This is a genomic window from Desmonostoc vinosum (genome assembly GCF_059505385.1).
Map to the genome: position 1 here is coordinate 1 of NZ_JCACKM010000059.1, position 23,002 is coordinate 23,002.

Below are 23,002 nucleotides of genomic sequence, written 5' to 3' on the forward strand. Positions count from 1 at the left end.
AAGATTTGTGCCGAGATTGCTTGCAACGAGGCACAATGCGTCCTTACTTCAATCCTACGCCTTAAGGCGTGGGTTCCCTACTCCCACATCGCCACTCCCTCTGAAAGGTGTTGTTGGTTTAAATCAAGAACATCCTTCAACATACTCAACTTCTGGTAGTTTACCTGACCTAAAAGACGTAACACGCTTGCCATCAGTCTCGAATACAACACGATAATTTCGGTTAGCACGGTCTTTTGGTATCAAGGTGAGGTAGTGTCCTCCTATTATGTATTCATGAGATGTAACTTTGATTTGTCCTGGGTAAAGTGACTTGATTCGCGCTTCGGTATCACCAATTTTTGCGCCTTTGAGGGTAGTAATTTCTCTATTTCTCCATACATCAATCCGAGCAATGCGACCTGCTGTCACCATAAAGCCAATCTCTTTTGGTTCCCTTTGAGGCTTAACGTAGTAACAATCGTTATTAGGTGGATCACTAATTAACCGTGTCCCAGCAGCCTGCGATGCTTGAGATACAGTCATCCCAACTCTAACCTGTCCAATACCATTAATAAATAATTTTGATTGGTTTGTCAGTTTTATTTGAGCTAGAACTGTCCCAATAGTTAGAGAACAAAAGGCAATGGTTAGAGTCGCATAAGTTGATAATTTTGCTTTTGCATTCATGGTTGTAAATGTCAATGAGTAGATATTCACATATAGTACCCATATTGCCATTTTCAGTTTTTCAATCTCTATAGTTTGACTTGTCGGGCTACCCTAAGAAAAAACTAGGGACATAACTAATACATTTTTCTGATCTTTTTTAAGACATCAAACTTTGGAGAGTTTGACGCATTTGGGCGATCGCTTGCAGTTGATAATCACCAGTTTCTTGAACTTGATTCAAAGATTCAGCAACTCCCTGTAGTTTATGACGTAAGCTATCAACGGCGTCTTGAATTGGCTGTAATGCTTCTTGATAGAGATTAATTTGACCCCAACATTGAGCGCTTGCGGTTCGCACAGACAGTAAATTTTCTTCGATCGCTTTTAATTCTTGGCGTTTCTCTTCCAAGTCGTGAGTTTGATTATCAACCATCCCTTGAGCTAATTCCATCCCAGCACGCATCTGCTCAATTTCTTTTTCCAGCTTCTGTATTTCCTGTGAATATTGTTGTCGCTGAATTTCAATTTGTGACAGAATTGGCCCCAAATTAATTTGTTGATTCTCTTCTACATCGTCAATAATCTGCCCTTGTCGCCGCAACAGGATATTTTGATGTTGTTTAAGAACCTTCTGCCGCTGTAACAAATTGCGGCGTTGTCCCACCAAGCTAGAATTTAACATCTGATAGAGGTCTTTTTCATCTGTCAGTTCCATTTCTAAATTGATAATGTCCTGGTTAGATGCTTGATTAATCTTGTTGTTTAGTTCTTCTATAGCTTCTTGCTTGTATTTCAGTTCTTGTTCTTGATCGTGAACAAAACTAGAGTCGATTTCTAACTTATCTTGAATGTCTTTGACTATTTTTTGTAGTTCATCTAGAGGCATTTTTTGCAAAGTTGCCACATCAACTTGCTGGCTGAGAACAACACCATCAGAGGTTGCAGCCAACGAATGAATCTGTTGGTATAAATCTTCTTGATTGCGTAATTGCTCCTGGAGCATTCGCGCGTATTCTTGCTTGTTAGCAAGATCTGCTGTATTTACTTGTAACAGTCCTGTTTGCTGTGCTAGAGAGTTTTGGGCTTGTTGCCATGCATGTTGGCGATCGCTCAATGTTTGCGCTAGCTGTTCGATTTCCTGTTGGTGTTGAGTAGCCAGAGTTTTTTGCTGCTCTAGTTTCTGCCAGTGTGGATTGAGAGTGGTTTGCTGGTTTTCTACTAATTCAAAAGCAAAATGCAAGTGTTCCCTAACTGCTTCAGTGGGAGCAACACGACTCGATAAGCGATCGAGTAACTCACTCATCACTCGACTTTGTTCCTCATCTAAAACAGTCCCCTGTTGGCCATCGGCTTCACGTTCCTCCAGGCGGCGTTGTTCACCCCGTAAATGCTCCCAAGCCCCTTCTAGTTCTTGACGATTGCGATCAATTTCGGCTTGTAAACGCTCAATTTCCTCACGGGATGCATCAACTTCTTGTTTTTGCTCATCTAACCGTTGAAAATCATCCTCCGCTTGTTGCAGCTGTTCTAAGCGCACCTCCATATCCATTTCGCGGCGATTCAACTCTTGCGCCTGAAACGTCAAAGATTGCTTCCACTGATCAATCTCGTCTTCTTTGAGCTTAAACTTTTCCAACTGGCGAGAAAAATTCTGCAAAATATTAACTAGCGGCCGCCCAGCCTCCTGAACCCGCTGCACTTGACGATTTGGATTGATCTCAACTAGTACTAATGCACCATCATTTAATTTACTAGCTTCCTCCGCAGCAATTACTTCTTCTGTTACAGGATTCCAATTTTGGTCAGTTTTTTGACAAGCTAGTAGTTTTAGTTCCGCTTTGGAACCACCACCAAGTAAGCCGCCTTTTTGCTTTTGTACTTCTGCTAAATACAGCACACCGTTATTCCTTATTGATGCACTCAAAGTCAATGTTTGGTATATACCTTAGATAATTCTGTTAACTTGTTTCACTGAACCTAAATTGAGCAAAACAAGACAGACACAATTATTTATAGACGCTTGATATTCGTCTTGATATTTATAACGCTGATATCTTGCAACAGTCCCAGTAATTTCCACAGGTTCATCATCTATGATTGCGATAACTAAATCCAATTCAAGTGCTTGTGTTATTAGCTTGGAACCTTGAGAGTCCTTGTTGAGAATATTGCAAGATATCAACAGAGCGACTTGGCCGCGCCTTTATATTTTGTACTGATGGCTGTGATGATGACTTCCGTGTTAACACTAGCTTTGACTAAGTGTATTACGAAAGTTTAAAGTTGATGGCTGAATGTATTCTTTGCTTGTGTTTCAGTCGGGCTTGAAATCCCCGTCGTCAACAATCTTCAATTTTAAAGCGCAACTTGAATTTTGAATTGTTTAAAGGGAGTACCTTTTAGCTAAATGCAGGGAAATTTAAATGAAATTGATATTTGTAGCATCCTACACTTAATTGAGTTAGGACAACGAACTGGACAACTATTAGTAGAGACTCAAAGTTTTCAACCTAGCAAAAAACTGGAACGAGACGAGGCTTTGAGACATCGCCCTCAACAACAGTCGTGGTTTGTTTTTTTTGGTAACGGTCAAATAATTTATTGCCAAGCAGGCGAGAGTTGTTTTTCTCGGATTAACGATTATTTACGTCATTACCGAGTCGAGATGCAACCCAATGAAAAACGGCTGACTTCCCTCGCAGCAATGAATATGCCAGAGTACGGCTATATTTGGGCACTCTTGGAGCAAAACATCATCAACCCCAAGATAGCGGCTAATATCATCAACTCCTTGGTGCATGAAACCCTGTTCGACTTGCTGAGTTTACATCAAGGTCATTTCATTTTTCGCCAGGGTGTTGCACTTGCACCACAGTTAAAAACTTTAGAAGTTGCCCCTCTTGTGACCAAAATTATCAAGCAGGTACAAGAGTGGAAGCAACTATATCCATATATTCAGTCTCCTGAAGAATTACCAGTATTGGCTGACAGAGTTCGGCTGGCTTCACTACCAGCAGCAACATTAGATAAGCTACAGCAATGGGCAGATGGTAAAACATCCCTGCGTCAATTGGCTCGCTATCTCAACCGAGATATTTTGACAGTTGCCAAGGCAATATATCCCTATGTACAGCAAGGTTGGCTGCAAATAGTATATTCAGTTACTTCTAAAGCAGAGAATTACATAGGAACTCAGGATTTACCGGAAAATTACAGAGGACGGATAGTATGTATTGACGATGCGATCGCCATCTGTAAAACTGTAGAGTCTATACTACAAACCCAAGGTTATGAAGCGATCGTTTTTACCAATCCTCTAGAGGCGCTTGGTATCATTTTTCAACTCAAGCCAGATTTAATCATCTGCGACATCACTATGCCAGAACTGGCAGGATACGAGATTTGCGCCATGCTGCGACAATCCACCCCATTTCGGATAATACCGATTATCATGCTTACTGGTAAAGATGGATTTATTGATCGAGTCAGAGCTAATATGGTCGGGGCAACAGATTATTTGACAAAACCATTCACAGATACTGAGCTGCTCATGCTCGTAGAGAAATACATCTACACCAACAGTGTTGACAATAATAGAGCATAAATCATGGGAAAAATTGAACTATATTCGTAAAATCTATTGTGTAAGGGGTATAAAAGAGATCCGATATTTGTTGATTCCATCAAGATGAGGTAAAAAATGCTATCACAGAATCAATCAATACCGTAAAACACCAATATTCAGTAATCTAGTGAGCATTTAGGATAATTTATACATTTAATACTTACGGAGGAATCAGGGAATGTTCCAACTAGGAACCTCTACATCAGGAGGAAGATAGACATTTATGAGTACAGTTCTGATTGTGGAAGATAGTATCGCACAAAGGGAGATGATCACAGACCTCCTGAAAGCAACTGGTTTAGTAGTTACCCATGCCAGCGATGGTCTAGAAGCGTTGGAGGCAATTCAAAGCGCACCTCCTGATTTAGTGGTATTAGATATTGTCATGCCCCGGATGAACGGCTACGAAGTTTGTCGGAGATTAAAATCTGACCCAAAAACTCAAAATGTTCCAGTGGTTATGTGTTCTTCCAAAGGCGAAGAATTTGATCGTTACTGGGGTATGAAACAAGGTGCCGATGCTTACATAGCCAAACCATTTCAACCAACCGAGTTGGTGGGAACAGTCAAACAACTGCTGCGAGGATAAAGATGAAAATCACTCAGACCAGGCGATATGAGGACGCGGTGATACAGCGAGTAAACGAGGGTTTCCCACGCCAGTCGCTCATGGGGGAGACCCCAAGACCGCAGTGGCTCCCCAAGACCGCGTCCGCAGGCGACTAGTTAACTTAGCGGGATGTGAATAATATGGTCAGTAAACCGGACTTTTTAAGTGGTAATGGTCAAGACCACTTTCGACCCGAATTACAAGTAGAAAGTCCTGAAGGTGAGTTACATCTGAGGTTTTATATTCCCTCGCATCAGGAGTTTGCACTACAAGCAATCGGCATCCGAGAAGTAATTGAACTAAGTCCTGATAGAATCACACCAATTCCTAATGGTTCACCTTTACTTTTGGGTACTCTAAATTTACGAGGTCGAGTTATTTGGGTAGCTGATTTGGGTCAATTTCTCGGCGAAGCAACTGCATTAAACACAGACCGAGCCGAGATTCCAGTGATTGCTATTGAAGAACAAGACACGATAGTAGGTTTAGCCGTGGAAGAAATCGGTGGCATGGACTGGCTAGATGTCCAGCATCTCACGTCACCAAATAATGTTCCAGATACTATGGCTCCGTTTTTACGCGGAGAGTGGTTATTAGATGCTAAAAACAATAAGTGTCTACGACTACTCGATCAAATGGCAATTGTGCGAAGTGCGCGATGGGCGGGATGAAATTGGGAGGAGGAAATGGCAGCAGGTATAGATGATTACGAGCCAACATATCAACAGGCGATGACAGCTTATGTTCAAAGGAACTATGAAGTTGCCGCTACCCTGGTTGACCAAGTAGTGCAAAACCTACCGAGTGACCCTAACTCTCGCTTGTTACGGGGCCACATCTACTACGTTTTGCAACAATATCACATAGCACAGGCAGAATATCAACAAGTATTACATTTAACTGACGATCTGGAAATCATTGGTTTTGCCAATAATGGTTTGGCAAATATAAATCAATACCTCCAATCAATGGGCGGTCAAGTCGCTACACTAGAAGCTAAAGCGCAAATAGATACCGCAGAATTTGCTCATCCTCTGGTATACAGTGAACAAGAATTACAACAACTGGATAATAGCGACGAGTTTGATAGCAATAGCCTCGATTTTAACTCCTTTGCAGAGCATCAACCAGAAATGAATGCTCTAGAAGATTTATCATTAGACAGTCCATTCGATATCCCTTCAGATAGTATTGAATTTAGCAAAACATCAAATTCATTCGCTAGTTTTGCCGATGATCCTTTTGCATCTAGTCAAGAATCACAAGAGCAATGGGAAGGTCAAACGGAACTAGAACTACCGGCTTTTTGGCAAGACGATAGCTCACAAGATAGTTTTACTGAACCAAGCGAAAATTCCACATTTGCTAAGAATAATAATCACTCTTCACCTTTTGCAAAAGTTGATTCATCAACCAGCAAAACTTGGGTAAATACTCCTGATTTAGTAATTGAATCAAATAAACTAGATTCGAGAATTGGCAATTTAGATTCTCAAAAAAATAATGAAGATGAAACTTTAGTAATTGTCGAGAGGGAATTAAATAATGATTCGATAACAAAAAGCTTTGAATATAATAGTCAAGCTCATATGACTCAAACTGCATCAGATAAATGGTCGCGTCAGCAGGAAACTAGAAACGAAACAGCCTTCCAACCAGAATTGAGAAACACCTCTTCAGCTTTTAATAGTAATTTTGATTTGGCCGAGAAGCAGGTTAATTCAGGTGAACTCATCAATCAAAATAACTTTGATGATGAAAGTTTTGATCTTGAGGCTTTCGAGTCTGCTTTTGGGTCAGAAGTATTAACTGATCATGAAAACACAAATCGTCTGATAAATGGAGAAAATTCCAAGAGCAACATCGAGTTTTTGGATGACTTTGAAGAATTTGATGATTTAGGAAATATTCCGGGTTTTGACTTGATCGAAGAAAGTTCTAACTTCGGTAATATGGCAATGCTTTCTAGTTCGTTAGAAACTAGTGGTAGTTCCCGTGCTAAAGTTGCTGAGGTTTCCACCAGTAATACAGCGGGCGATCGCGATGAAGAACTATTTTCCATTACAGGTTCTCAAGAAGCAGTCCCAGTATTTACTCAAGCAGACGCCGCGAAGATTGAACCGCATGTAACGGTTGAGCAGGGTTTATTAGCACCATTAGAAAACGCTTCCATAGAAAAGAAACAATGGTTAGTGGCTGGGGCTGTAGGTGTAGCCTCGGCGTTGGTTGTCGCCACAGTTAGTTTCGCTGTCACCACATTTTCGCCACCCCAACAACGCGAATCGGTACGCAACACTGGTTGGGCAATGGCTTTAGCCGCCGGGATTACAGGTTTTGCTACCGCAGGCTTAATGGGGAATCTCACACTTAAACAAATTCGCCGCACAACCAAGGACTTACAAACACAGTTTAATGCTGTGCGTCAAGGAAATCTCAATGTGCAAGCTACAGTCTATTCAGAGGACGAATTAGGACAGTTAGCTACAGGCTTTAATGAAATGGCCCGTGTAATTTTCACGACCACCAATGAAGCCCAACGCAAAGCCGATGAACAAGAAGAAGCTAAAGAAAATCTCCAACGCCAAGTAATTCGCCTGTTAGACGATGTAGAAGGCGCAGCTAGAGGAGATTTGACTGTCCAAGCTGAGGTGACAGCCGACGTTTTAGGAGCCGTAGCCGACGCTTTTAACCTGACAATTCAAAACCTGCGAGATATCGTGCAACAGGTAAAAGTTGCCGCGCGAGATGTCACAAAAGGTGCAACTAATTCCGAAACCTTCGCAAGAGCTCTATCGAGTGATGCCTTACGCCAAGCAGAAGAGTTAGCAGTCACCCTCAACTCTGTGCAAGTGATGACCGACTCGATTCAGCGGGTAGCAGAAGCAGCACGAGAAGCAGAAACAGTTGCTCGTGATGCTAGCACGATCGCTCTCAAAGGTGGCGAAGCGGTGGAAAATACTGTAGCAGGGATTTTGGAAATCCGCGAAACTGTTGCCGAAACAACTCGCAAAGTGAAGCGTCTAGCGGAATCATCACAAGAAATTTCTAAAATTGTGGCATTGATTTCTCAAATTGCTTCTAGAACTAACTTGTTAGCACTCAACGCCAGTATTGAGGCAGCAAGGGCGGGAGAAGCCGGACGTGGATTTGCCATCGTTGCCGATGAAGTTCGTCAGCTAGCGGATAAATCAGCCAAATCCCTCAAAGAAATCGAACAAATCGTCATGCAAATCCAAAGCGAAACAGGCTCAGTCATGACCGCAATGGAAGAAGGTACACAACAGGTAATTAAAGGTACAAAATTAGCAGAAGAAGCCAAGCGATCGCTAGAAAATATTATTCAAGTGGCAAATCGTATCGACATTCTTGTCCGCTCAATTACCAGTGACACTGTAGAACAGACGGAAACCTCCCGCGCCGTCGCTCAGGTCATGCAATCAGTAGAACTCACAGCCCAAGAAACTTCTCAAGAAGCACAACGAGTTTCTGGTGCCCTACAACACTTAGTAGGCGTATCTCGCGACTTAATCGCCTCCGTTGAACGCTTCCGCGTGGAAACCATCGAATCTAGATAATTTGTCCTTTGTCATTTGTCATTTGTAAATGTCGAAGGACAAAGAACACAATTCAAAACTCAGCACTCAGAAATTTTATTATGCTGCCGGATCAACAACAGCGGATTTTGGGTTACTTTATTGAAGAAGCAAGAGACCATCTCAATACTATCGAGCAGGGGCTGCTAAATCTCGAAAGTACCCTCAACGACCCGGAAATGGTTAACGAAGTTTTCCGGGCGGCTCACTCCATTAAAGGAGGAGCGGCGATGCTAGGCTTAAGCAGCATCCAGCACACTGCCCACCGTCTAGAAGATTGTTTCAAGGTTCTCAAAGAACATCCGGTTAAAATTGACCAAAAGCTAGAGTCTTTATTTCTTGGTGTCTCTGACACTCTCAAAGCCTTATTAGAGCATTTAAGCAAACCGTTTGGTCTGACAGAAGAAGCCGCTAATACTTTGATGTCAGAAGCTGAACCAGTCTTTCAATGGCTGAATCAGCATCTAGAATTATTGGTACACAGTAATGGTGCGATTAAACAACATGCAAACACCGCAGATGGTACCAGCACACTTACAGAAATTTTCTTACCACGAGAAATTTCTCCTTTGCCTGAAGCAGTTCAGCATAAATCTCTCGAAAATTCTTCATTAGCGCTACAAGCAACAGATGATTGGAGTGAGTTTCAAACCCAGGTTTTACAAACACTGCGAGAAATGTTGCAATTATTTAAGCAACCAGCAACATCCGCAAGCCGTCAAAATCTTCAACAATGCTGTCAGCAATTAGCTAGACTTGGCGATCGCTTTAACTTGCCTAATTGGTGTAGTTTATTACAAGCGGCAGCAGATGCGATCGCCAACTCCGAAAACACATATCTTACTTTAGCAAAAATAGTTATTACCGAAATTAAACAAGCTCAAGAATTAGTCATACAAAATAGAGAAACCGAAATTGTCATTAGTCAACAATTACAAGGACTCTTGAGCTTTCCAGAAATTGAGTTGTTAGAAATTACGCCTAATTTAACTGTAGAACAGTCTGCGATCGTCACAGAAACATCAACCACAACAGAACTGATTCCATCCACCAACAATTTTGCTATTGATAACACCGAACAATTACTACAGTTAGCACCATCTACAAGTAATGTAGATAGTTTATCTGAGCCAATTGAGCAATTCAACTTAGATGCAAATACTAGTGAAAATCTCTCACTAGATTTACATCCAACATCAGATATTCCTTTTAGTTCTTTGCCAGATCAGGAAATCGAAATAGCTCCGAGAAATAACAGTATCGATCCTCATGGGCCAGAAGTAGGAATAGCAGAGTTAAATACCCTTGCTGATCTATTTGAAGGCGAAACTCCTGATTTAGACGAAACCTGGCAACAAGAAGAAATTTTAGACATCATCGCTGTCGAGGAATCTGATATTGATGCTAACAGCAATGAAACTGAAGATACTGAAAGTGATTTATCCGATTTACTCTTAGTTGATGAAAAAATAATTCATCAACAACGCCCCACAACAACAAAGACAACAGAAGACTTGTCTTTGCTATTTGGCGACAACTTCTTAGAAAAAGATCATCTAGAACCTCAACCAATATCTACCACATCTTTAAACTTAAACGATATTAATAGTTCAGAAAATACACAAGAAATATCAGATATTTATAACGATTTACAGCTTTCTTCTGTAGAAGATGGTCAAAATGATTTTCACAACAGCAATGTGGCGGAAGATTTATTAGATCTGTCACTAAATGATCATGAATCATTACCCACAGGAGCGGAAACTATTGCCAGTATAGAGCTATCCACCAATCAACCAAACTCTATCACTGAGAATGCAGATTTGACAGAGTCAACTGCTGATAGTGACTACATACAACCACAAAATATCCCCCTTCAACCACAAGCTTTTTCTCTAGACAATTTATTATCTGACTTAGAAGAACAGACACCACTCACAAATGAGTCAGAAATTGGCGAGTTGCTTGATACACTCTCAGCATCAACATCTGAGCTTTCATTTTCCGAAAATGAGTTAAGCAACCTCTGGAATCAAGAAACCATAGCCTCGCAACAATACGAATTCGATGAAGAAAACTTATTCGCAGTATCTGCTGATGATGTTTTAGCTGATAGCCAGCAACCAATACTCAACCCCGTGGTCGATTTTGACTTAGAATATTTAGACATCACTTTTCCAGAACAAGAGCAGCCTTTGGATCTAATATTTTCATCAGATATTGAAGATGATTTATTCTCAGAAGTCGCACCAAGTAATCCAACAACGGAATCGATCATAGATAATAGTGAAATTTCTCCACAAGAAATTAGTAGTTTATCGCAACAACCTGAAGCTTTAGAATTTATTCCAGAATTCACTAACCAGCTGCCTGAGATATCGGCTGAAGATTCTCTGCAAACATTTGCTGAGCTAGAAATTGATTTGTTTGATACTGTTGATGAAGAGTTGCCTCTACAATTATTTGAAGATATCGTCATTCATCCGGAAACTACAGACAATTCTATTGATGATTTACTAGCTATTGAATTAACTTCCGACTCAACACCCCAAACGCAATCAAGTAATTTTCTTGATGCTTACGACAATATCAATGAAAATTTACCACCACAATTATTTGAGGATATTGCCACAGAAAACTCGATTGATATGCAATCGGAAGTAACAGAATTATCTATTACAGAACTAGATTCAGCACTACCTATACTCAACTTAGAAATTGCAGACATAGCAGAAAATAATCCTACAGAGACTGCATTCGATTTTACAGAAACTGACAGTGCAGAACCAAGTTTAATCGATGATTTATTATTTACTGAAACCTCTTTGCCAGCAGCGAACCAAGAAGAGTTATTAGAAAACACAGTAAATAGTGACTTGACAGAAACGATCGCTCAAGAAGACATAACAGCATTTGACTTGAAATTAGATGAAAATCTAGCAATGGATTTGTCTGAGCAGGTGGAGGATCTGCCACAAGCAGATGAGGCTGCAACTGAAGAATTGGGTACAACACCAACGGCAGTTACTTCAGAAGATGAAACTCCCCCTCAAGACGAATTTGCTGATTTAGAAGCATTATTGAGGGCAGAGGAAGTAGCACCCGTTTCTGGGTCTATCTCTACACCAGAAGTGGATTTTGCTGCATTAGAAGCATTATTAGTTACAGATAACAATCAGGCATTAACAACACCCCAAAATCAACCAGTTTTGCTATCGCCTCACAACACGGCAAACATAGCTGTATCTTTGTCAGGTGCAGGAGATGAATTTGGTGACTTAGAAAAGTTGCTAGCAGAAGCAGATCAAACAATATCGCACTCATCACTGGCAAAACAAAACACAAATAAAACTCCGCGTTCCTCAACTCGCCGCGCTGCCAAATTTGAAGAAACAATGAAAGTTCCAGTCAAACAACTGGACGATATGAGCAATTTGGTTGGCGAGTTGGTGGTAAACCGCAATACCTTAGAGCAAAATCACGAACGGTTGCGGCAATTCCTAGATAACTTGTTGATTCAAGTACAACAACTCTCTGATGTTGGAGCCAGGATGCAAGAATTGTATGAGCGATCGCTTCTTGAAGCTTCTCTACTCGCCGGTCGCAAAACTCAAGATTCCAGTGCCAAATCTTATGACTCCGACACCGACAGGGGTTTTAGCGAATTGGAAATGGATCGCTTTACCCCGTTCCACACACTATCTCAGCAGATGATCGAGCGAATTGTCAGGGTGCGTGAGTCGGCTAGTGACATTGATTTCGTGACCGAAGAAACAGAACGAGTTGCGCGGCAATTCCGCCAAGTCACCACCCAACTGCAAGAGGGATTAACTAGGGCACGCATGGTACCTTTTGCCCAAACAATTGACCGCTTGCGCCGAGGAGTGCGCGATAATGCCATTAAATGTGGCAAACAAGTGGAGTTAGTCATCGAAGGTGGCGATACCTTAATTGACAAGATGATTTTGGATCATCTAACTGACCCGCTGACTCATATGCTCAATAATGCGATCGCTCATGGCATTGAAACCCCAGAAGAACGACAAGCAGCTGGTAAAGCACCTGTAGGTATTATCACCATTCGCGCCTTCCACCAAGGCAACCAAACAGTGATTTCCGTGGGTGATGATGGCGCAGGTATCGACCCAGAACGCATTAAAGCCAAAGCCGTCAAGATTGGCACGATTACACCAGCCCAAGCAAAAACCATGTCCCGCTTAGAAGTTTATGACCTGCTGTTTCAATCTGGTTTTACCATCAAAGACCAAGCAGATGAGATGTCTGGTCGCGGTGTAGGTATGGATGTCGTTCGCTCCGAAATTAGTGAAATTCGGGGTACAGTTAACACCGATTCTGCGATCGGTAAAGGCACAACTTTTACCATTCGCTTACCACTAACTCTAAGTATTTGTAAAGCTCTCTGCTGCGTCTCAGATAGAGCGAGAATTGCCTTCCCGATGGATGGTGTCGAAGATACATTGGATATCCCAGTCAAAAATATCCAGCAAGATGCTAATGGGCAATCATTTATTTCCTGGCGAGATACCCAGTTGCCTTTCCGACCACTTAAGGAACTGTTGACCTTTAATCGCCAACTCAGTCGCGGTAACGTCTATGGCGGTAATCGAGATGATGATATGGTTTCTGTGGTTGTAGTGCGATCGGGCAATACTCTGATTGCGCTGCAAATTGACCAAGTACTGAGTGAACAAGAAATAGTCATCAAGCAATTTGAAGGGCCAGCACCTAAACCAATCGGTGTAGCAGGTGCTACAGTCCTCGGTGATGGTCGCATAATGCCCATTGCAGACGTGCTGGAAATCATCGACATCTTCCAGGGACGGATATCCAATCAAGCTGGTGGTACTTGGCAACACAAAGGAGTGCCCGATACTTCTGCTGTGAAGATTGACCCAACGGTGTTGATTGTTGATGACTCAATTACAGTCCGAGAATTGCTCTCGTTGACGTTTAATAAAGCGGGTTATCGCGTAGAACAGGCACGCGATGGTCAGGAAGCTTGGGATAAACTTCGCTCTGGTCTACCTTGTGATATTGTTTTCTGTGATATCGAAATGCCTCGTTGCGATGGTCTAGAGTTACTCTCTCGTATTCAGAAAGACTCCAACCTCAACCACCTACCGATCGCTATGCTCACCTCACGAGGCGCAGACAAACACAGACAAATGGCAGTACAACTCGGTGCTAGTGGCTACTTCACCAAGCCTTATCTTGAAGAAGCTCTTCTGGAAGCTGCGGGGCGAATGCTCAAAGGAGAGAAACTTGTTAATAGTACCACCAATACTTAGCATCGGGACTTAGGCAAAAAAGAGATCAAAAAAGCTTATAATGTAGATATATCAAAGCTTTCACATCAAACTAACCCTGATGAAAGAGACAACACCTACAGCCATGCCTCCATGCTTTGAAAAATGGTGTCAAAGGTTTGATGATTTATCGAAAGCGGCGCTTGATCCCCCATCCCCTCGCTCTTATGGGTAGGTTTTTTAGATTTCGCGTTTTGGTTGACGCGGGGACGCGGAGAAAGATTTCGGAACGGAAAAATAGGCTTTTTCAGACTGAATATGAAAAACCTACCCTTGAAAGCCATCCCCTCGTGGGTGGGGAGGAAAGCCGCCCCGCCGCTTTGGTAATTAGTAATAGGCCAATTACCAATTACCAAATTCCTCGCCCACAAGGGGGCGAGGAATTTTATTCTTTGGCATCAATTAACTGGCGGTTTTAGACGTAGGTGGGCAACTAAACCTTTGAACACTTTTACTGAGGCTAATAACGCCTTTAGAACTGCTATTTCTTTTCGATTTGTTGAGTGGTTGACTGTCAATCGTGACGTATTCGCCGCTCATAAAGCCAGTTTCGGCTTTATTTGGGCTTGATTTTTCTTGAAGTCCCGTTAACTTAGTGTAGCAGGCGATCGCTATGCCATCATGCTTATCGCTTTTACAAAAAAATTACTTGCGATGCCCAGATACCCGGCTTCTCAAAGAAGCCGGGTATCTTAGTTCTCCAAAGTAATTGATAAGACGTAATTCTTTTTTAGTCCATCAATAAATTGAAGAACCATAACCAGCATTACGAATTAGTAATTATTTTACTGGAAATAAGTTCAACATCACGATTTAACAACATCATTTCCAATTGAGAAATGCGACGATTTAAAGCACTAATTACCTCTTGAGGATCAGCAGGCTTTTGCAACCACCACTTATTACCTGCTGATTTTAGTGTGAGATTGTGTTCTTTAGTAAATTTATGAACAGCGACCATAAGACCGATGTACCTTAGGTCAGCATAGTCATCCCCAAATATTATCCCATTAGGTTTGAGTAATTCCCAATACTGTGTCATATCTGCATAAACATCATCTTCTTCATGACCAGCATCGATGTAAATTAAATCAGCTTTGAAGTCTTTTTGCTGTAGCCAGTGGGCAGCGGTAGCACTTGGCAGTGACAATGGCACAATAGAATCATGTAAATTATTATACATGATGTTTGCTAAGAATTGATAGTAAATTGTTGGATAACCGTGCTTTCGCGATAAGCTAACAGCATTTTGTCCCGTCAGAAGTCTTAAACCTCCAAGCCAAGTATCAACGCAGATAATTGTGCCATCAATGTGCTTCTCCTGTAATAACTTTGCCATATGAACAGCAGAAGCACCCTTCCAAGTCCCAACCTCAATAATTACCTTGGGTTTGATTTGGTCGATTAACTGGTTAAATAAAGGATCGTTACTTCCCCAGCCTTGTAAATCTAAAGCATAATCTTGGTAGTTAAAATTAATGTAAGGATTCTCTAAACCCAAGCTGTCTACAATTGCTTGAGTTGAATCTTTAAATGCAGTAACCTTACTATTATTTTCAAAGTCAGCTAAAGATATTTGAAGAGCGGAAAGTGCAGGAACAAAAGAATTATCTTGGACTGCGTTAGATACAAGCTGAGTGTGTCCTTCAATTAAAAATTCTTTTTGCCAAGGAAAACCTTGAGGATATTTAGTTTGCATGGCAGCATTGCCTTGATGGAAGAATTCAAGCTTTACAGAAAACTTACTCATTCCAACTCGGTAATTAACTGTGTAAAAGCCAGGAGTATCACAGTGAGGATAGGTTTTTAGCAATTCATTACACAAAATAATCGCTGAACTTTTAATACTTACTGTGTCAGGTTCGTTTGTAGGTTCACCATGTCTCATGTATAGTTGGTGAGCATGTTGAAGGGCAATTCGTTTTTTAAGAAAGTAGCAATTAGTATCGATGAGATGATGGTTGTTGTAGAAGACTTGCCATTTACCCAAACTTTCGCAATTGTCGTATGTAGCAAAACTGCCATCGGAATTGACTATTTTTCTTAAAGCATAAGCCCAATCAAGTTGCTTTTCTTCAACAAGCTGAACTAAAGAACTAATGTGATTTGGCTCAAACCAGTTATCCTCATCTAGAAAGGCTAAATAATCTCCTTTAGCTAAGAAAGGCGACATGCCATAAATCCGGTGTCCATTAAACCCATCTTTGCCTGTAGCGTAGGGTAAGCAAAGAACATGGGTTTGAGGTTTTTTAAACTCAATTTCCTGCAAAATAGCTTGAGCTGCCGCTTCCCGCTCTTGACCGTCAATGACAATTAAATGTTCAATATGTGGATAATCCTGATCTTGGACGCTTTGAATCGCCTGTTTCATCAGAGGATTACCTGTTACGGGGGTGATGATAGAAACCAGCATGTTTGATTACCTCCAGGTGCGAATAGTTTGATGACAGTCGTAAGCAGTGATAGCAAGTTGGAAAAATTGAGCTATCTCAGCAATAGCGGCTTGATTTTCATACAATACTGAGGCTCGTTTTTGGATTTCTTGTTGAATGTGGCTACGCCATTCCAAGTCATGCACGAGGCGATATGCCGTCTCAACATAGGATTTAGCATCCCCAACAACGCAATCTAGCAAACCCATTTGTTGATAAAAGCCATAGGTAAGTCGGCTACGCAAATAATCACCTGGCCAAGTAACAATGGGTAGTCCAGCGGCAAATGCTTCTAAGGATGTATTGCCACCCCCAAAGTGAATGGGGTCTAGCATGACATCCCCTAACATCAACAGTTGTAGATATTCTTCATAACTCAGCCGTCGCATAATTAAAATTCGGTCGGCAACATCGGGAATAGCTTTTGCCCAACGTTGCCGCAATAGCTCATCCCAGTGAGAGGATGTTCCTTCTAGCAGTACAAACCATCCTTGCGGATCACGTCGCAATAAATCCCCAATAATTTGGTCAAACTCTGGATGAAACTTGAATGAACTTTGAGGACAAAGGTACAAGGAACCTTCAGAGGGCAAACCAAAAGTTTCACGGCTGGCAGGAAGAGGCAGAGTTGGCCGATTGTAATAAATTCCTGGTTGCTTGAGTTGAATTAAACGCTCGCTATAGTGTTCTTGAGCATTCTCAGATTCAAAAACTTCTGCTGAAAGAAAATAATCCACGTTGGGGATACCTGTGGTGGAAGGGTGTCCCCAAGTCATGCATTGAACTGGTGCGAGTCGGGCGAAAGGCAGGAAGCAAGATATGGGAGACATCCCAATGTCGGTATAAAACAGCAAATCTAGTTCTTGCTCAGCAATTTGTTGGCGTGCCCTGACTAAGTTGCTGTCCAAGGAGATAATACTATCTGCATAGCTATTAATTTTTGCAGTCATAGCATCCTTAAAGTCAGGCAGGCGGAGCAAAATTACCTCAAATTGGTCGCGGGGTAATTGCTCAAGAATACCTCCGTAGAGTTTGCCCATTGTATGTCTACGCAAAAATTGGGAACAGAAGCCAATTCGCAAGCGCTTGCGTAGAGGCCGATCGCCTTTACAATGAGGAGCAACCCAATCGAGATTTCGGCAACTATTTAAGTAAAAGCGAGCAAGTGTTTCTTGCAGTTGGCGATCGCTACGACCATGATAGGCTAAGTAAAAATTCACTCCTGGAGCAATACCAACCGGATCTCTCAGTGTAACGCCTTCAGCATCCAATGCTTGCATTTCATGAAGCAGGCGATCGCGTTCTTGATCAATTTCTTCGCAAGAACTTAAAATTACAGGCAAAGACAAAGCTCGTCGGACTCGAAAATTAGGATCGCGGTTTACACAATAGCCTTTTTGCAACACATCTCTACCTTCAGTCAGCCTTCCTTGAGAGATGAGAGCTTCTCCTAAGTAATAGTAAATTTCAGGCTTTTCCAGTTCTAAGTCCAGAGCCTGTTGTAAACTTTCAACTGCCTTATCTGCTTTACTAATCTGAATATAAATCAGACCTTGAGTATAATGTAGAGGAGCGCATTTTGGATATTGTTCTAGACCTTTTTGACTCCAAAATAGAGCTTCCTCCATGCGAGATTGCTGACGCAGAAGACTGCACAGAGAAACACAAGCATCTTGGTCAGTCAATCCCCAACTTAGTGCTTGTTGATAACTGGTAATAGCTTTATCTATGCGAACTGTTAGCACAGAGATATCAGCTAAATTTTTATGAGCAAGAGCGTAATGAGGACGTAACTCAATCGCTTTTTCAAAGTAAGCGATCGCCTCTTGGAATTTCATTTGACGCTTGCAAATAATCCCCAAATTATTTAAAACTTCGGGAAAATCTGGCTGTAATTGTAAGGCTATCTGTAAGTATTCTGTTGCCTCTTCTAACTGATTTTTGCGAGTGAGGATTAATGCTAAATTCCGGTAAGCTTCTGCATAGTTGGAGTCAAGCTCAATTGCTTGACGGTAGCAGGCGATCGCTTCTTCAATTTGTCCTTGATCTTTGTAAATTGTGCCTAGATTGTTGTGAGCGATCGCTTCTTGTGGTGCTAGCTGAATTGCTTGTTTGAAATAGACAACAGCTTCTGCTAACATGCCCTTTGCTTTCAAAGCTAAACCCAAATTATTGAGAGCATCAACATCATCAGAACTCAACGTCAGGGCTTTTCTAAATAGAGTAATAGCTTCATCTAGTTCTCCTTGCTGCCTTAAAATGAAACCCAAATTATTTAGAACTTCGATATAATTGGGGTTTAGGTTTAAAGCTTCTCGAAAACTGCTTACCGCTTCATCTAACTTGCCTTGTTCTTTCAGCAAAAGCCCCAGATTATGCAGAACTTCAGGAAAATTTGGTTGTAAACGTACAGCTTGACGATAACAAGTAATAGCTTCCTCAATCTGTCCTTGAAGAGAAAATAATACACCTAGATTACTGTAAGCTTCTGCATATTCTGGATTGATTTGTAGAGCTTGCTGAAAAGCACTCACCGCCTCTTGAGTTTGACTACTTAACGCCAAAGCAGTTCCTAATTGAAAATAAACTTCTGGCTCATTTGGGCTTTTAATAATTTCTTCTTGGAAATAGGCAACAGCCTCTGAGTAATCACCTTTAGTGAGCAAAGCAATACCGTCACTCATGCATTTAGCCCCAAGTTGATAAGTAAAATTAAAAACATTACGCAATATGCAACTGTTTCTCAAGCAAGCTTTTTAACTACGAATTATTTAACGAAGTCACACCACTGCTGACTACCAATTCAAACTTGCGTGTACACCGTAGCCTCACTAAATTAGGAACTCAAGAGAAAGTTGCATATCGCGTAAATATCACAAGCGATACCTAGTACATCATCAAAATTTCGATGTGACATCAGTACTTTTGCTGAATTTATCTTGTTAGTTACTTAACTGTATAAAAATACTCTGTATAAAGTTACTTACTCAAAAACAGCAATAGAAATTATTTAACTAAGAATTAATCTTAAATTTCTATAGGAATCCGATTTGACTTCTGAAAAAATCTAAGTATCTGTAGGGTGTGTTATCGGCGAGAGTACAGCACCAAAGCCTTTGCACGGTGCGTTAGCCTATGTCATAACGCACCCTACGTATATTTCAAAAATCAAATATGAGTCCATATTTACCGTATTTATCGAAAAATACAACACTGAACTTAAAATCAATATTAGAAATTATGCCCATTAATATTCAAAATTTAACACCAGTAATTCTCCTAAAAAATTCAGCATTTACACTGAAACTACTACTGAAAGTGAAGGCTATATTAAGAGCGCAAAGATACACACAACGACGAGGAGTTCGTAAACATGAAAGTATCTGCAATCGTTAAAGGAAGCATTTGTTTGTTAGGTTTGGTTGGTGCTGGTGGTTTATTGGCAGAGCAAGCAAAAGCAGACCAAGCTGCTGCTCGCGCTTCTGCTACAGTTACCAGACCTGGTAGTGTTACTGAAAGCCTGAGTGGTGAAGTGTTACTACCTAAAGGTTATTATTTTGGTGGTACAGGCGGCAATACTATGACAGTTACACCTACCTATACCAACGAGGGAGAAACCAACCAATCCCTGACAGGTTTAGCTTTCAACGCTGGTACGCCGATGGCTACAAATAGCGCAGGTACAATTGCTGGTGTCGTTATCGATATACTCCAAGGTGACAATCCTAACGTTAACGCTACAACTATTGATGATGCAGCTGCTATCATCAAAGCTGCTGCTGGCGCTGATGGTTTAGAATAAACTCAGTTTTGCACTACACAAGTTTACACACTACAAAAATCCAGACAAAAGCGTAGACTAACTAGAAAAGGCAAAATTACAGATTTCAAGCTAGCTGAAATAGAAATTAATGCCTTCTAGGCTTTAGAAAATTGTCCGGGTTATCTAGAGACTGACAACTGTTGATTTAGCAGTTGAGTAAAACACATGTAGAAAAGAGCAGTTGGGATACTATGCATCTTTTCTACATGTTTTTCACATATTGAAAAAAGAAAATGACACTATTTGACGTTAATTACTCTGCAATCCTTAAAAGAAGCATTATTTGTCTATTAGCTGTAGCTGGTGCTAGTAATTTCTTAGCAATACCTGCGAGTGCAGGCCAACAAGGTGCTGCTCGCAGTGCTGCTACAGTTACTAGACCCACTGGTTTAACTGAAAGTGTTGCTGGCGAAGTGCTTGTGCCTAATGGTTATTACTTCCAAGGAATACCAGCAGTTCCTACAACTCCCGCCGTACCTCCAACACCTCCTACTCAATACTACAATTCTGGTGGTGGTGCCATTCCTGTACCACCAGGTGCAACACTCTCAACATGTGGCGGCAATCCATGTTACCAACCCTCCCCAGGCAGTCCATTCTATGCAGTATTCTTGTCAGGAGGAACGCCTGGAAGCGCTGAAATACCCGGGACACCTGGTAAAACTTTAGTAATTACACCCAACTATGCTAACGGAGGACAAACTAACCAATCCTTAACTGGTTTATCCTTCAATGCAGGTACACCCACAGCCACAAGTACCTCTGGGACAGTCGCTGGTGCTGTTGTAGATATACTCCAAGGTGACAATTCTGGCGTTAAAGCTCCTACTGTGGACGATGCAGCAGCTATCATCAAAGCCGCTGCTAGTACTGAAGGTTTAGAGTAACAGTTTACACACTATAAAGCCGGACAAAATTTTTACTGCAACCATAGACTAACTCGAAGAAAAAGTACAGGTTTCAAACTGGAAGCAGGGTTAATATTTCTGGAGTTTAAGAAATTGTCCGGCTTGTTTATTGCACTAGCAGCTGCTAAATTTAGCACGTAATAAAAACACTAAAAAATTTTCTATATATCTTACACTATAAAAATATTTTATCCTATGTGTTTATTAATACTACTTATGTACTAACAAACTCCAGTTTTACTACTGAAACTACTCTCCACAAATAAGGTTATATTGATTACACAAAGACAAGTAATACGGAGAGATTGTTGATCATGAAAGTATCTGTAATTCTTAAGGGCAGTATTGGTTTGTTAAGTTTGATTGGTGCTGGTAACTTCTTAGTAGCCCCCGCAAATGCAGACCAAGCAGCGGCTCGTGCTGCTGTTTCAGTTACTAGACCAAGTTCTTTGACAGAAAGTATCAGCGGTGAGGTGCTGCTACCTAATGGTTACTATTTCACAGGGCCGGAAGGTGCAACTTTAACAGTTACACCTGTTTACATGAATCAAGGAAACACCAATCAATCTGTAAGCAGTCTGTCCTTCAATGCAGGTGGAAATGAAAGTACAGGTGTACCAGGTTCATTATCTGATGCTGTTGTAGCTATTCTCAGAGGTACTAATACTGCTCCTGGTGTGAACGCTGTAACCATTGATGATGCAGCTGCTATTATCAAAGCCGCTGCTGGCGTTGACGGTTTGGAATAGATTTATTTTGATAGTTTGTAGTAAGGATTCATGTAAAAATAAGTTGAACAATTTAATATTTGTAGTGCGGGCATCTTGCCCGCGCGAGCAAGATGCTCGCACTACTTATTTTTACTTGATGCCTAAGCACTTTAGTGTTTAAAAATAAGGAATCTGGTTAGGTGCGTTATGGACATCAGTCCTAACGCACCTAAAATTATTGGTGGTGCGACGCTTGGCGACAACACACTCTACTAAACTGACACAGCTAAAATAATGCAAAAAATTGTAGTGGCACAGCAAGTTTAATTTGTTGGGTTGAGTAACCTAGATTTTTTGAACCCAATATTTTAAGCTTGCCTCGCTATTAGGTTGGGTTGAGGAACGAAATCTAACCTATACCTCTTCAATCTAATACAGTGAAACAATCCACTACTGGCAGCTATTAAAAATACTGAAAGAGAATTTTGTATAATAATTTTATTTATTTTCAGCAATTGTCAGTATTCAAATAACAATAAATATACGAAAGCCCGATTTCTGCAATAAGAAACCGGGTTTTTTGGTATTGAATTGCTTTCCCTTTTAGTTAACTTTAATACTACAAAAAATTTCAGTATCGTAGTACTCAAATCCTGATTAAAAGTCATGATTAGATTACAAATACAAAACCACGCCATGCTTAACTCTAATGCTGCCATGCCACATGGAATGACACTTTGGAGGAATTTGTGCATGGCGTGAAACCAAAAAATATCAAGAGTTGATGAATCATGAATAAATTATTTAGCCAATTATCTATAACAATCAAAGGAAGTGCTTGCCTATTGAGCTTAGCAGGTATAAGTAATTTGTTGATAGCTCCAGCAAATGCAGACCAAGCTGTTGTCCGTAGTGCTGTAACAATAGTCCGGCCTTCTGGTGCTTATCAAAGCTTGAGTGGTGAAGTGTTCTTACCGGAAGGTCTGTATTTTAACTCAGGTTCTAACCCTACTTTGACAATTACACCCACTTTTAACAATTTAGGCACAACTAATGAAAGTATAAAATCTCTTTCTATTTCTGCGGGAACACCTGCAAGTACTACAACTATTAATAATAATCCCTTTGTCTCTGTGACAGGGCAAACAGTGCAAGCTTTAAAAAACGTCAACAACCTAGAAGATGCAGCAGCTATTATTCAGGCGGGTGGATTTCAAGATTTATCAGGAGCTATGGAATAAACTTTGCGTAATTCGTAATTGCTATACTGCAAAGTGCTTCAGGAATATTAAATAGGCGATTTTTATACTTTGCATGATTGAT

Annotated in this window: 14 protein-coding genes and 1 pseudogene; 10 read left to right on the forward strand and 5 right to left on the reverse strand. The window is 41.0% G+C overall.

The genetic code is table 11. The features are described 5' to 3' along the window. Positions 1-123: 123 nt before the first annotated feature. From AC5JMF_RS10445 to AC5JMF_RS10455, 3 genes are all read right to left on the reverse strand, one after another. Positions 124-669: a hypothetical protein gene (locus AC5JMF_RS10445; RefSeq protein WP_495795641.1), complete on the reverse strand. Its 546-nt coding sequence runs from the start codon at positions 667-669 to the stop codon at positions 124-126. Positions 670-808: 139 nt separating this feature from the next. After that, complete coding sequence (gene hmpF, locus AC5JMF_RS10450; protein WP_495795669.1) at positions 809-2,548, reverse strand: pilus motility taxis protein HmpF; 1,740 nt, start codon at positions 2,546-2,548, stop codon at positions 809-811. 48 nt (positions 2,549-2,596) lie between these two features. Further along, positions 2,597-2,833 (reverse strand): hypothetical protein, encoded by a 237-nt coding sequence (locus tag AC5JMF_RS10455; protein ID WP_495795642.1) that lies wholly within the window; start codon positions 2,831-2,833, stop codon positions 2,597-2,599. Between the two features lie 225 nt (positions 2,834-3,058). On the opposite strand from AC5JMF_RS10455, the gene AC5JMF_RS10460 reads away from it, so the two are divergent. The 6 genes and pseudogenes from AC5JMF_RS10460 to AC5JMF_RS10485 form a co-directional block, all read left to right on the forward strand. Further along, positions 3,059-4,255 carry a response regulator gene (locus AC5JMF_RS10460; RefSeq protein WP_495795643.1) on the forward strand — a complete coding sequence of 399 codons (1,197 nt, stop codon included), beginning with the start codon at positions 3,059-3,061 and terminating at the stop codon, positions 4,253-4,255. Between the two features lie 244 nt (positions 4,256-4,499). Next, positions 4,500-4,865 carry a response regulator transcription factor gene (locus tag AC5JMF_RS10465; protein WP_495795644.1) on the forward strand — a complete coding sequence of 122 codons (366 nt, stop codon included), beginning with the start codon at positions 4,500-4,502 and terminating at the stop codon, positions 4,863-4,865. Between the two features lie 161 nt (positions 4,866-5,026). Beyond that, positions 5,027-5,557: a chemotaxis protein CheW gene (locus tag AC5JMF_RS10470; RefSeq protein WP_495795645.1), complete on the forward strand. Its 531-nt coding sequence runs from the start codon at positions 5,027-5,029 to the stop codon at positions 5,555-5,557. A 15-nt stretch (positions 5,558-5,572) separates the two neighbouring features. Next, on the forward strand, positions 5,573-8,461 hold the full coding sequence (locus AC5JMF_RS10475; protein ID WP_495795646.1) for a methyl-accepting chemotaxis protein: 2,889 nt from the start codon (positions 5,573-5,575) through the stop codon (positions 8,459-8,461). Between the two features lie 80 nt (positions 8,462-8,541). After that, positions 8,542-13,788 carry a hybrid sensor histidine kinase/response regulator gene (locus AC5JMF_RS10480; protein ID WP_495795647.1) on the forward strand — a complete coding sequence of 1,749 codons (5,247 nt, stop codon included), beginning with the start codon at positions 8,542-8,544 and terminating at the stop codon, positions 13,786-13,788. Positions 13,789-14,181: 393 nt separating this feature from the next. Beyond that, positions 14,182-14,376 (forward strand): annotated as a pseudogene (locus AC5JMF_RS10485) (IS701 family transposase); the annotation flags it as partial. A 196-nt stretch (positions 14,377-14,572) separates the two neighbouring features. Here the strand turns inward: AC5JMF_RS10485 and AC5JMF_RS10490 are convergent. Then, positions 14,573-16,219 carry a class I SAM-dependent methyltransferase gene (locus tag AC5JMF_RS10490; protein ID WP_495795648.1) on the reverse strand — a complete coding sequence of 549 codons (1,647 nt, stop codon included), beginning with the start codon at positions 16,217-16,219 and terminating at the stop codon, positions 14,573-14,575. 6 nt (positions 16,220-16,225) lie between these two features. Continuing rightward, positions 16,226-18,922 (reverse strand): tetratricopeptide repeat protein, encoded by a 2,697-nt coding sequence (locus AC5JMF_RS10495; protein ID WP_495795649.1) that lies wholly within the window; start codon positions 18,920-18,922, stop codon positions 16,226-16,228. 689 nt (positions 18,923-19,611) lie between these two features. Here AC5JMF_RS10495 and AC5JMF_RS10500 point away from each other — a divergent pair. The 4 genes from AC5JMF_RS10500 (at position 19,612) to AC5JMF_RS10515 (ending at position 22,920) form a co-directional block, all read left to right on the forward strand. Continuing rightward, entirely contained in the window at positions 19,612-20,040 is a 429-nt protein-coding gene (locus AC5JMF_RS10500; protein ID WP_495795650.1) for a hypothetical protein, read from the forward strand. A gap of 254 nt (positions 20,041-20,294) precedes the next feature. Beyond that, on the forward strand, positions 20,295-20,948 hold the full coding sequence (locus tag AC5JMF_RS10505; RefSeq protein WP_495795651.1) for a hypothetical protein: 654 nt from the start codon (positions 20,295-20,297) through the stop codon (positions 20,946-20,948). A gap of 335 nt (positions 20,949-21,283) precedes the next feature. Then, positions 21,284-21,718, forward strand: coding sequence for a hypothetical protein (locus AC5JMF_RS10510; RefSeq protein WP_495795652.1), 435 nt, complete (start codon positions 21,284-21,286; stop codon positions 21,716-21,718). A gap of 752 nt (positions 21,719-22,470) precedes the next feature. Next, positions 22,471-22,920: a hypothetical protein gene (locus AC5JMF_RS10515; RefSeq protein ID WP_495795653.1), complete on the forward strand. Its 450-nt coding sequence runs from the start codon at positions 22,471-22,473 to the stop codon at positions 22,918-22,920. Positions 22,921-23,002 lie beyond the last annotated feature (82 nt).